At 65.9% G+C, this 12,329-nt stretch carries 10 protein-coding genes; 6 read left to right on the top strand and 4 right to left on the bottom strand.

The genetic code is table 11. The features are described from left to right. Positions 1–5 precede the first annotated feature (5 nt). Entirely contained in the window at positions 6–689 is a 684-nt protein-coding gene (locus tag PD284_RS08840; protein WP_274627836.1) for a GNAT family N-acetyltransferase, read from the bottom strand. A gap of 85 nt (positions 690–774) precedes the next feature. On the opposite strand from PD284_RS08840, the gene PD284_RS08835 reads away from it, so the two are divergent. From PD284_RS08835 to PD284_RS08810, 6 genes are all read left to right on the top strand, one after another. Then, positions 775–1,959 (top strand): pyridoxal phosphate-dependent aminotransferase, encoded by a 1,185-nt coding sequence (locus PD284_RS08835; RefSeq protein WP_274627835.1) that lies wholly within the window; start codon positions 775–777, stop codon positions 1,957–1,959. A gap of 224 nt (positions 1,960–2,183) precedes the next feature. After that, positions 2,184–3,281, top strand: coding sequence for a calcium/proton exchanger (cax, locus tag PD284_RS08830; protein ID WP_274627834.1), 1,098 nt, complete (start codon positions 2,184–2,186; stop codon positions 3,279–3,281). A gap of 2 nt (positions 3,282–3,283) precedes the next feature. Then, a complete protein-coding gene (locus PD284_RS08825; protein WP_274627833.1) occupies positions 3,284–3,976 on the top strand; it encodes a VIT1/CCC1 transporter family protein in 693 nt (230 codons plus the stop codon). Between the two features lie 137 nt (positions 3,977–4,113). Further along, on the top strand, positions 4,114–5,496 hold the full coding sequence (locus PD284_RS08820) for a hypothetical protein (RefSeq protein ID WP_274627832.1): 1,383 nt from the start codon (positions 4,114–4,116) through the stop codon (positions 5,494–5,496). Then, positions 5,480–8,452 (top strand): ATP-binding protein, encoded by a 2,973-nt coding sequence (locus PD284_RS08815; protein WP_274627831.1) that lies wholly within the window; start codon positions 5,480–5,482, stop codon positions 8,450–8,452. The genes PD284_RS08820 and PD284_RS08815 overlap by 17 nt, the downstream gene beginning before the upstream one ends. 108 nt (positions 8,453–8,560) lie before the next feature. Further along, positions 8,561–9,503 (top strand): IS630 family transposase gene (locus tag PD284_RS08810; protein WP_274627830.1). Its coding sequence is split into 2 segments (ribosomal slippage): positions 8,561–8,896 and positions 8,898–9,503, totalling 942 coding nucleotides; the frame shifts between segments, so codons are not numbered across the junction. A gap of 33 nt (positions 9,504–9,536) precedes the next feature. Here PD284_RS08810 and PD284_RS08805 read toward each other — a convergent pair. The 3 genes from PD284_RS08805 to trhO form a co-directional block, all read right to left on the bottom strand. After that, positions 9,537–10,292, bottom strand: coding sequence for an SDR family oxidoreductase (locus PD284_RS08805; RefSeq protein ID WP_274627829.1), 756 nt, complete (start codon positions 10,290–10,292; stop codon positions 9,537–9,539). 199 nt (positions 10,293–10,491) lie between these two features. Then, on the bottom strand, positions 10,492–11,244 hold the full coding sequence (locus PD284_RS08800) for a tellurite resistance TerB family protein (RefSeq protein WP_274627828.1): 753 nt from the start codon (positions 11,242–11,244) through the stop codon (positions 10,492–10,494). 111 nt (positions 11,245–11,355) lie between these two features. Continuing rightward, entirely contained in the window at positions 11,356–12,285 is a 930-nt protein-coding gene (gene trhO, locus PD284_RS08795; RefSeq protein ID WP_274627827.1) for an oxygen-dependent tRNA uridine(34) hydroxylase TrhO, read from the bottom strand. Positions 12,286–12,329 lie beyond the last annotated feature (44 nt).

Here is a 12,329-nt window from a genome sequence, read left to right as displayed (position 1 = left end):
CCGCTCTATCGCGCTGCGGCGCGAAACTCTTCCAGCCGTTGCTTCTGGTTGCCCCCGGCGTCGAAATTCGCCGGGTCCAGCCAGTCCATATAGGCTCGGGCGAGCGAAGGCCACTCCTTGTCGATGATCGAATACCAGGCAGTGTCGCGGTTCTCGCCCTTGACGACGAGATGCTGGCGGAAGATGCCCTCGAAGGTGAACCCGAAACGCTCCGCCGCGCGCTTCGAGGGTTCGTTGCGGTTGTTGCACTTCCACTCGTAGCGCCGGTAGCCAAGCTGGTCGAAAACGTACTGCATGAACAGGAACTGCGCCTCGGTCGCCGCCGGCTTGCGCGAGATCAGGGGACCCCAGTAGATGTTGCCGATCTCGATGACCCCGAAGGCCGGCTCGATGCGCATGAGGGTCTGCCGCCCGGCAATCTTGCCCGAAACCTTGTCGATGACCACGAAGAACAGCGGGTCTTCGCTCGCCGCCGCCTTCTCCAGCCATGGCTGGTAGGCGGCACGGTCCTGCGGCGGGTACTCGGCCAGCCAGCGAAAGCGCTCATTCGCGTCGGGCACGCTCGACGCTTCGAAAAGGCCGTCGCCGTGCCTGGCGGGGTCGAGGGGTTCCAGCCGGACGTAGCGCCCTTCCAGCGTCACGCGTTGCGGCCGGGGCCGAGGCTGCCAGTTTTTCAGATCGTCCGACATGCGAAATCGCTTTCACCCTTTGACAAACCGCGCGGGACGCTCGCACAAACGCACTTTGCGCCAAAGAACCAGATGGATAGGGAAAATGCTCCAAACAGTTCCGGCTTTTGATCGCCTCGGCGAGGAGAACGCCTTCGCCGTGCTGGCCCGCGCCACCGCGCTCGCCGCCGAGGGCCGCGACATCATCAACCTCGGCATCGGCCAGCCCGACTTCAAGACGCCGCCCCACATCGTCGAGGCCGCCATCAAGGCGCTGCGCGACGGCCACCACGGCTATACGCCGGCCACCGGCCTGCTCGCCACCCGCGAGGCGGTCGTGCGTCGCACCCTGGCGCTCACCGGCGTCGAGGTATCGCCCGAAAACGTCATGATCCTGCCCGGCGGCAAGCCGACCATGTACGCGGCAATCGTCATGTTCGGCGAACCCGGCGCCGAGATCCTCTATCCCGATCCCGGCTTCCCGATCTACCGCTCCATGATCGAGTTCACTGGCGCTGCGCCGGTGCCGGTGCCGATCCGCGAGGAGAACGGCTTTGCCTTCTCCGCGGAGGAGACGCTGGCGCTGATCACGCCGAAGACGCGGCTCATCATCCTCAACTCGCCTGCCAACCCGACCGGCGGCGTCACCCCACGCGCCGAGATCGAGAAGCTGGTGAAGGGTCTCGAGAAGCATCCGAACGTCGCCATCATGTCGGACGAGATCTACGACATCATGACCTATGACGGCGAAAAGCACGTCTCGCTGCTCACCTTCCCCGAAATCCGCGACCGGCTCATCGTGCTGAACGGCTGGTCGAAGACCTGGGCGATGACCGGCTGGCGCATGGGTTGGTCGATCTGGCCGAACTCGCCGTCCAGCAACCATCTTTATGACAAGGTCAGAAAGCTCGCCGTCAACTGCTGGTCCTGCGTCAACGCCCCCAGCCAGTTCGCCGGCATCGCCGCGATCGACGGTCCGCAGGACGACGTCGCCATGATGATGGCCGCCTTCGACCGCCGCCGAAAACTGGTCGTCGAGGGCCTGAACAAGCTCAACGGCGTCTCCTGCATTACCCCGAAGGGCGCCTTCTACGCGTTCCCGAACGTCAAGGAGACCGGCTGGAAGGCCAAGCAGCTCGCCTCCGCCCTGCTCGACGAGGCCGGCGTCGCGCTCATCGGCGGACCCGACTTCGGTATCCTCGGCGAAGGCTACATCCGCGTCTCCTATGCCAACTCGGAGGCAAACATCTCGCGGGCGCTGGAGCGGATCGGGACGTTCCTGAGCAGGTGACGGCAAGAGGAAACGGCCGCAAGGCGCCGTCTGCCTGCGCCGTTTCGACCGCTAGGCCGCGCTGGGAGCCGACCACCGCCCCATCGGGAGTCGGGGGAAACATGAGCGGCGGGCGCCTGCCTCCCTCACCTTACACGTAGTTACACCCGCCTCGTTGCAGCCCGCGGGTTGCGCCCGTGATACTGACGCGCAATCGCGAGACCGGCGATCGGACTGGAGCGGACGTGAACGCCAGGATCAGCGAAATCGTCAGCGAAGCGCGGGCGAGCCCATTGCTCCTGCTGCTGGCCTTCGTCCCACTCTGCCTCGTGGGCGAGCACGTCTGGCCGGAACGGCACACCTTGCTCTTCGTGCTCTCTGTGCTCGCGATCGTCCCGCTGGCGGCGCTGCTCAGCCGGGCGACAGAGTCGGTGGCGGATCGGACCGGGCAGGCGGTGGGAGGCCTCCTCAATGCCACGCTCGGCAATCTCACCGAATTGGTCATCGCGCTGACGGCGCTGCAGGCCGGCCAGTACATGCTGGTGAAGGCGTCGATTGCCGGGGCCATCGTCACCAACACGCTCTTCATGCTCGGCGGGGCTTTCCTGATCGGGGGGCTGAAACATCACGAGCAGCAGTACAACCGGGTGAGCGCCCGCCTCCAGGCCGGCCTGCTCTTCCTCGCCACCGTCGCCCTGCTGGTTCCCTCGCTGCTGGCCGAAGCCGAAAGCCGATCGACCATGCTGCAGCCTCTGAGTCTCGGGCTCGCCGTGCTCCTCATCGTGGCATACGGCCTCGGGATGCTGTTTGCGCTGGGAACCCACAAGGAGGCCCTCGCCAGCGTCGGCCACGCGGAGTCCGCCGAGACGCCATGGCCCATTCCGGTGGCGCTTGCCGTCCTCGCCACCGTGACGCTGCTGGTGGCGCTCGTGAGTGAGGTGTTCGTCGCCTCGGTCCAGCACGCCGCCGAGACGCTGGGCATGACGCCCGCCTTCGTCGGCTTCGTGATTGTCGCGCTGGTCAGCGCGGCCGCGGAGATGACGACCGCCTTTTCGGCTGCCGCCAGGGACCAGCTCGACCTCAGCGTCAGCATCGCGCTGGGAAGCGCCGCCCAGATTGCGCTGTTCGTGGCGCCGCTGCTGGTCTTGCTGAGCTACGTCATCGGCCCGACGCCGATGAACCTGCAGTTCTGGCCGGGCGCAATTGCGATGATGCTGATCGCCACGCTGGCGGCGACGCTGATGACCAACGGCGGCCGTTCGGCATGGTTCGTCGGCGTGATGATCCTGATGGTCTACGCGATCTTCGCCCTGGCCCTGTTCCTGCTGCCGCCCGTGGCATGACGATGGAAAGGTCTCCCGCGACGGTAGGCGGCTCGGTTGCGGCGCAGGCGAGACCCGCCCGCGATCGCATTCTCGATCCCCTCGACCGGGCCAGCGAAATCCTTTTCGGGCTGATCATGGTGATGACGTTCACCCTCTCCCTCGGCGCGACCGGAGCCGGCCAGGAGGACGTACGGACGATCCTCGTCGGCGCACTAGGCTGCAACCTCGCCTGGGGCATCATCGACGCAGCCATGTACCTGATGGGAGCTCACGGGGAACGCGAACTTGCGGCTTCGACGCTTTCTGCAATCCGCCGCGAGGAAGACCCCGCCGCTGGCCGCGATCTCGTGCGCGATCAACTCCCTTCGGCCATTCTGCCGGCGTTGGGCACGGAGGATCTCGAGCGCATCCGCCTGCACCTCAAGATCCTGCCCGCAGCTACTGGACAGCAAGGGATCGGAAGGACGGACCTGATCGCCGCGTTCGGCGTCTTCCTCCTGGTCTTCGTGTCGCTGTTCCCCGTGGTCCTGCCGTTTCTCTTCCTCGACGATGTCAGGCTGGCGCTCAGGGTTTCGAATGCCGTCGCCATCGGCCTGCTGTTCCTGACCGGCTTTGCCTTCGGGCGTCACGTCGGCAGGCCGTGGCGCAGCGGCATCCTGATGGTCCTGGTCGGCACGGCGCTTGTCGCCATCGCCATGGCGCTCGGGGGCTGACTGTAGCATCCGGCGACGGGATCGCGTCGACTGCGGTGCAATTTGCTTCGCGCTCAAAAACACCTCGACACGCGCTGTTACAAATCTTCTTCCATGATACATTGCTGTTCGGACGACGGAGCACGGGGGACGCAAGTATGGCGCACAAGGCTCGCAAAAGTTCCTTTCCGAATACAGTTGTTGCAGTTGTGGTCCTGGGTGCGGCATGGGCTGCGCCGGCTCTGGCGGCCGATCCCTTTGCATCGAACAACGGACTATACCCAGGCGCCAACGAGTGGAACGGGCCGTATCGCAACCTGAACTACGAGTACCCGGCGACGACGGAGAACAAGTGGTTCGCGACCGCCCCGCGAGACGCGCTCAGCATCGGCAATGCTGGCGTGTATGTCGCTAAGCTGAAGGCATATCTCGAGCAGACCATGCAGGGGATGATCGAGGATCCGGACAACTGGGATCCCGCCGCCAATGACTGGTATGGCATGATCTGGCAGGGAGACGGCGCCAGGGGGCCGAACGGCGTCACCGATCCCGGCAGTGGGCAGGAGGCGATCCTGGGATCGTTCTCCGGCCAGATCATCACCCAGGCAACCTTCGCCGAATCCGGGCTCACCGTCGACATGCAGAACCACACCGTCATCTACTACGACGCCTTGTCTGCAACGATGCTCGACAAATTGTGGGCCGACCCGTTCCAGCCGGATCGGTCGGCCGTCTCCTTCCCCGAAGGCGGCATGGTCGTGAAGGCGGCGGCCGTGACCCCGACGCCGGATCAGTGGCCGGTCGTCGAGGGCTCGTCGATTTGGAACGTCTACCGTCCTACCGTCGCGGAACTCCAGAACCCCAGCTACAATCCTTTCACCAACGGGAAGGCGACGGTCGTTCCGCTGCGCGTGCTGCAGTTCGACATCATCGTGAAGGACACGACGGCCGCGCCGCAAACCGGGTGGGTGTTCGTCACCTACGTGTATGACAAGGATGCGCCGGGCCAAACCACCTGGGACAAGCTCGTGCCGCTGGGCGCCATGTGGGGCAACGATCCCGAATTCGCACGCCAGCCGACCGGCACGGATCCTGCCGGCGGACCGCTGCAGGAAACCTGGATCAACCCGGCGGCGCCGGCCTATGCGCAGTCCTCGCTCGGCTGGGGTGGGCGCCTGTCGGGACCGATCGACGTCGCCGAGCGCCACAATGTGCTTCTCACCAACGGTGTCCGCGTTCCGGTGATGAAGACCTCGTCCTGCCTCAGCTGCCACGGCACGGCCCAGTTTCCGTTCGTTTCCAACCTTTATCCGTCGCCGAACAGGGCGTTCCCGCGGGAGGGCACGCTCTTTCCGATGTACCCGCCGGGCTCCGAGATGTGGGCGCGCTGGTTCCAGAACCGGCCGGGCTCGATGCCTCAGAACAACAATGTCGGCGCGGTCGCGCTCGACTACGACATGCTCATCATGTTCGCGTTGAGCGCGTTCGACGCGGCGGCCGGAAACGACGTCTACGTGCAGGAACATGTCGACGTTCACTAGCGATCAGTCCGGCAGGGCCGGACTTCTTAATGCCGGCCCACTGGGCACGGGAGCCCCGGCGGAGATGCCGGCCGCGACGTCGCAGCATCGGCAACTCACCGTCATGTTCGCCGACCTCGTCGGCTCCACGGCGCTGCTCGAGGAATATGGGCCGGAAACGTTCAGCGATCTCCTGCGCACCTACCATAATCTGTGCACCGAGGCGACGCGCGAGCAGAACGGCACCGTCGCCAACTATCTCGGCGATGGCGTCATAAGCTATTTCGGCTACCCGCGGGGAATGGAGGACGATCCGTTGCGCGCCGTCCAGGCGGCTTGGACGATCCTGCACAACCTCATGCAGGCAAACGGCGGCGGCCTCGGCAGAGTTGCGCTCGCCGCACGCATCGGCATTGCCACCGGTCACGTCATCATCCAGCAGAAGCCCGACGACCACTACGGCGAGAACGTGGTTGGCGCCTGTCTCAACAAGGCCGCGCGGCTGCAGACGATCGCAACCGCGAACACCGCGATCGTCTGCGCCGCCACCCGCAAGCTGGTCGGCAAGGCATTCGAGTTCGAGGACCTTGGCCTGCAGGCGCTGAAGGGGTTCGAGCAGCAGGAGGCAGTCTTCAAGGTAAGGCCTCGCCGCAGGAAGGGGCTAAGCCGCTTCGAGGCGCTGCGCGGAGAACGGCGGATGCCGTTGATCGGGCGCGACGACGAGCTGGCGACGTTGCGCGCCATGATGGAGCGCGCCTATGCGGGTACCGGATCGGCCGCCGTCCTGGTCGGCGAACCCGGCATCGGCAAGTCGAGGCTCGTCGACGCGTTGCGGCACGACGAGGCGCAGGAGGGCGTCCGCTATCTGGCCCTGCAATGCTCGCCAGCGCACCAGTATTCGTCGCTTTACCCGGTGAAGGACTATCTCGACTGGGTGTCCGGCGTGCACACCGACGATCCCCGCGAGGTCCGGCGCGACAAGCTTCGCCGGCTCTTTCAGTCCGCCTGGCAAACCAACGAAGAGCAGACCGCCGTGCTGATGGACGTCATTGCGGCGCGCGGCCCCGAACAGGAAGCGGATGCCGACATCGGCATGCTCATGAAACGCCTCATGGCGTTCCAGATCCTGTCGAAGAAGGTGTTCAGCACCGGCGTGCCGGGCAAGGCGCTGTTCCTGGTCTTCGAGGACGTGCACTGGATCGATCCCACCTCCGCCGAATTCCTCGAGAACCTGGTGAGGAACGCCGCCGAGCATCCCTGCGTCGTCCTGGCGACCACCCGATCGGAAGGCCCCTTCGCCGATCGTCTGGACGCGCTCGGCAGGGTGATACGGCTGGAACGGCTGAGCGACGCGCAATCCGTCCAGTTGGCGAAGGCGGCAGGCCGCGCGGTCGAACTGGATGACAGGACGCTTGCGGCAATCATCGAAAAATCCGACGGCGTTCCGCTGTTCGTCGAAGAATATGCGGCGATGCTCGCCGAAAGCGCCGGGGGGCGCCACAGGATCGGCAGCGGAGGCGAACTGCACACGATCCCGCTGACACTTGGCGCGCTCGTGCAGAACAAGCTCGACGGTCTCAATCCCAGCGCGCAGGAAGTCGCCAGGATCGGCGCGGCCGTCGGCCGGGTCTTCGACCTGCAGCTGGTCCGCGCCCTGTCCCAGCTGGCCAACGAAACTTTCGACAAGGCGCTCGACGTGCTGGAAAGCGCCGACATCGCGCACCGGGGCACGGGACTCGGCGCCAGCGATGAAGCGAGTTTCAAGCACGCGCTGGTGCGCGACGCGGTCTACGGATCGCTGGGCACGGCCGAGAGGCGTCGACTCCACGGCATGGTCGCCGAGGCCATGCTGTCGAAGCACGAAGGCCGGCGCATCGTGCCGGAGGTGCTGGCCGAGCATCTGCTCGCGGCCGACCGCAAGGCGGAGTCGGCGAGATGGCGTCTCGCCGCGGCGATGGAAGCGGCCGGCGGCGGCGGCGCGGCGGAAGCGCTCGCGCACATCACGCACGGACTGGCCGCCATCGAGAGCCTGCCCGAGGGAGACGAGCGCGACAGCCTCGAACTGCAATTGCGCGCGATACAGGGCCCGACCCTGATGGTCACGCGCGGCCCGGGCAGTCCGGCTTTCGGCGCTGCGCAGGCGCGCGCGCTCGAGTTGCTGCGCACGCAGCAGATGCCGGAGAACCTGATCCCCGTCATCTACAACACCGCGCTGCATGCCTGGGCGTGCGGCAGGCTGGGGGATGCGGATCGGGCGACCGACGAGATCTTCGAGATCCTGGAGGCCGAGCCCTCGGACGATGCCTATCTCGCCGCCCACACCATGCGCGGGCTGGTGGCATGGCACCGCGGCGACAACGAAACCGCCCTCGAACACCTGACCGCGACGGTGGAGCGCTATGACCCGACGCTCCATCGCGGGCTCTACATGCGTTTCCTGAAGGAATTCGGCGTGTTCGGACGCTTCTATCTCGGTCTCACCCACGCGGTGATGGGCAATGAGCCGGAAGCTGCCCGGCACGCCGCCGCCGCGCTGGAGATCGCCAGGCTGGTCAAGCGTCCCCACGCCTACGGCTTTGGCCTGCTCGCCAACTTTCTCACAGCGATGATGCGCGACGACGTGCCCGCCGCGGCGCGTTTCGGCGAGGAGAGCATCGAGTTCGCCCGTCGACAGGGCTTCCCCGAGTTCATGGCAATGTCGATGGTCTGCCTTGGCTGGGTGAGCGCCCGGCGGGGCGATCTCGAAGCTGGCATCCCGCAAATGGAGGAAGGCGCAGCGCTCTGGGCGAGGACGGGTTTCGAGAACTGGCAGGCCTTCTTCGCGGCGCTGCTGTCCGAGTTCTACATCGCCGCCGGTCGCCTCTCCGAGGCCCGTGCATTGCTCGACCGGCACGACGAGAGAATCACCGCTTTCGGCGAGTTCCAGTTTCGGCCATTGCTGGCGCGAGCGCGGGCATCGCTGCACTCCGCGCAGTGAGAAGAAGTGCGAGCGGCCGGCTCCCTAGAGCGTCGGGCGTTCTGACTGAATCTAAGAGATTCTAGCAGCTGGGTTTTCGTGATTCACTTCGGTTGGAGGTGATTTGCGATGACCCGATCCTATTCGCTTGATCTTCGTGAGCGTGTTGCGGGCTTTGTGGGGCGCGGCGGGACGTGCCATGCGGCTGCGGCCCATTTCAGCGTTTCGGTGTCGTTCGTCGTCAAGCTGATGGCGGCGTATCGTGCGAGCGGCAGCCTCAAGGCAAAGCCGGAGGGCGGCTGGCGCTACTCGAAACTCGATCCGCACCGGGATTTCCTGGTGCGCCGGATCGCCGAGCAAGACGACATCACCATGCCGGAGCTGGCTTCCGAACTGGCCGGGCGAGACACGGTCGTCGCGCCGTCCTCGATCTCGCGCTGGCTGATCCGCAACGGCTACCGCTTCAAAAAAAACGCTGTCCGCCAGCGAGCAGGACCGGCCCGACGTCGCAGCCGCGCGCCAGGAGTGGGTCGCCCGCCAGCCGAGGATGCGGCTTGAACCCCATCGCCTGGTGTTCATCGACGAGACCGGAACCACCACAAAGATGACGCGCCTGCGCGGCCGATGTCCAAAAGGCCAGCGGCTGCGCTCGAAGGCGCCGTTCGGGCACTGGAAGACCCAGACCTTCATTGCCGGGCTGAGATGCTTCGGCCTGACTGCGCCCTTCGTCGTCGACAGGCCGATGAACCGCTGCATCTTCGAAACCTATGTCGAGACCCAACTCGCACCGACGCTGTCCAAAGGCGACGTCGTCATCCTCGACAACCTCGCCGCCCACAAGAGCCCAAAGGCGCAGGCCGCCATCCGGGCGCGTGGCGCATGGATGCTGTTCCTGCCGCCCTACAGCCCCGATCTCAACCCCATCGAGATGGCCTTCTCAAAGCTGAAGGCTCACCTCAGGACGCGCGCCATCCGAACCATCGACCGCCTCTGGCAGGCCATCGGCGACATCTGCACCCTCTACCCATCAACCGAATGCCAGAACTACTTCAAGGCCGCCGGGTATGCCTGAATGCACGCCGCTCTAGGGGACCCGGCCAGCGCCCTACCCCCGTCCGACGAACGGCATCTTTGTCGCCATCACGGTCATGAACAGCACGTTCGCTTCCGGCGGCAGGCTTGCCATGTGGAGAACCGCATCTGCCACCTGCTGCGGGTCCATGGTTGGCTCGGCCTTGATCGAGCCGTCCGCCTGCGGCACGCCCACCGTCATCGCCCGCGCCATGTCGGTCAGCGCATTGCCGATGTCGATCTGGCCACAGGCGATGTCGAACGGCCGCCCGTCCAGCGCCAGAGACTTGGTCAGTCCGGTAATGGCGTGCTTGGTGGCCGTGTAGGGCGCCGAGCCCGGGCGCGGCGCATGCGCCGAGATGGAGCCGTTGTTGATGATGCGGCCGCCCTGCGGCGACTGCGCCCTCATCACCCGGAAGGCGGCGCGGGCGCACAGGAACGAGCCGGTCAGGTTGACGTTGACGATATCCACCCAGGCCTCGACCGGGATTTCGTCCACGGTCGCCGGCTTGAAGCCCATCCCGGCATTGTTGAACAGCAGGTCGACGCGGCCGAATTCGTCCACGGCGCGGTCGAACATGGCGTCCACTTCCGCCGGCTTGGTGATGTCGCAGGAGATCCCCAGCGCCCTCGCCCCGGTCGTGCCGGCCGCGGCGATCGCCTCGTCCAGCAGGTTCTGACGACGGCCGACGAAAACGATGTTCCAGCCGTTCAGGAGTAGCGTGGTCGCGACCGCCTTGCCGATGCCCGTGCCCGCGCCGGTCACGATCGCTGTCTTGCCATCTGCCATGGATACACATCCTCTTCGTGGAGGACATGGCATCGCAGATGAGAAGAGGGATGGCAAGCTGCCAACAAATAGGGCGGTCCGATGGTTGGGCCGCCCTGATCAGAACCGCTTGGGAGGAGGAAAGCCGGTCCGACTGATTCGAATCATGCGCTTCGAAAGTTAACGAAAGGTTAACACGCCAAAGCCGTCCCCAGCCGCTTTACCAGCGCGAATTTGGCGCCGAGCCCGGCGCGCCGGCTCCGCCCGCGGGCTGCGGCGGAACGCTGGCGGCGATGGTCGCCTCGACGTGGTCGATCAGCGCGTCCGGCAGCTTCAGCCGGCCCGCCAGCAGGTCGAGATAGCCGCGCTCGGTGCGCGTGTCCGGCGCAATGGTCAGGCGCGAGGCCGTATAGAGCTCGACCTTTTGGGCGTCGGTCTGAGCCGCGGCGACCAGCTGATCGATGCTCATTGGGCTCTCGATCTCCTTGAGCAGGAACGCTTCTGCGTCCGAGCCGATGCCCGACAGGCTGAGCTTGTCGGCGATGTTCTTGCGCTCTGCCTCGTCGATATGACCGTCGGCGTTGGCGGCCGCGATCATGGCGCGCACCAGCGTCAGCGTGAACTCGGCCTCGCCCTGCGGGGCTTGCGACGGATGGAAGCTAGTGTCCTCCGGCGGCGGCAACAGTTCGGGATCCTTCTGCGCCGCCTCGGCCGGATTGCCGCCGTTCTTGTAGTTCTGCCAGGCCTTGTAGGCGACCCCGCCGATCGCAGCCAGGCCGCCGAGCTTCACCGCGGTCCCGGTCATGTCGCGGCCGGCCTTCGTCCCGAGCAGGACCGCGACCAACGCGCCGGCGGCCAGCGGGTTGTCCTTCGCCATCTGACCGGCTTGGGAGACCTTGTCCCGCACCGTGGATCCCGTCCCGGGAACCTGCGTGCCGAGGAGATCGTCGAGCAGCTTCTTGGGATCGAACATTGGGTCCTCCGCAGGTTGGGCCGCCGCTTGGCGGCGGTGGCGTTACTCCGGGGCGAGATAGGCAGGCCGATGCGACAATGCAATGACGCCGCGCCATCTCACGTTTCGGCGTCAGCTCCCCACATGCGGCTTGCCGCCACGCTTCGCCGCCAGCTCCACCTGCCGATGCCGCTCGGCATAGCGGCTGCGGTCTTCGTCCGTGCGCTGGTCATGGCAACGTGCGCACGAGACGCCTTCGACATAGTGCTCGGAGCGCATGTCCGCCTCGGTGAGCGGCCAGCGGCAGGCGCGACAGAGCTCCGCCCCGCCCTCGGCCAGGCCGTGGGTAACCGACACGCGCTCGTCGAACACGAAGCACTCGCCGTCCCAGAGGCTTTCACCCGCCGGCACCTCCTCCAGATATTTGAGGATGCCGCCCTTGAGATGGAAGACGTCCTCGACCCCGATCGACTTCATGTAGGCCGTGGCCTTCTCGCAGCGTATGCCGCCGGTGCAGAACATCGCCACCTTGCGCCCCTCGAGGTCGCCGCGGTTGCGCTCCGCCCAGGCCGGGAATTCGGCAAAGCTCTGGGTCTTCGGATCGACCGCCCCGCGAAAGGTCCCGAGCGCGACCTCATAGTCGTTGCGGGTGTCGATAACGATCGTGCCCGGATCGGCGATCAGCGCGTTCCAGTCGGCCGGCGGGACATAGGCGCCGACGCTGGCGAGCGGATCGATTCCGGGGACGCCCATGGTCACGATCTCCTTCTTCAGCCGCACCTTCATGCGGTGGAAGGGCATTTCCGCTGCGCGGCTGTACTTGATCTCCAGTCCCTTCAGCCCGCGGACTGTCTCCAGATGCGCAACGAGTTCGCCGAGCGCCTCGTCGCTGCCGGCGACGGTTCCGTTGATCCCCTCAGGGGCGAGCAGCAGCGTACCCTTGATGTCGCGCCGGCTGCAGAAGTCTGCAAGCGGGGCGCGCAGTTCCGCATGCCCCTCGAGCGGATGGAACCGGTAGAGCGCTGCGACCAGAAATGAGGCGTCATTGGGGGATAAATTCATGGCGAGCGCCAATATCGCGCGGTCGCGGCACATTCAAGGCGGCG

The organism is Mesorhizobium shangrilense, from assembly GCF_028826155.1.
Classification (GTDB): domain Bacteria; phylum Pseudomonadota; class Alphaproteobacteria; order Rhizobiales; family Rhizobiaceae; genus Arvimicrobium; species Arvimicrobium flavum.
Note: the sequence above shows the minus strand (reverse complement) of the source record. Positions and strands in the feature narration are given on the sequence as shown.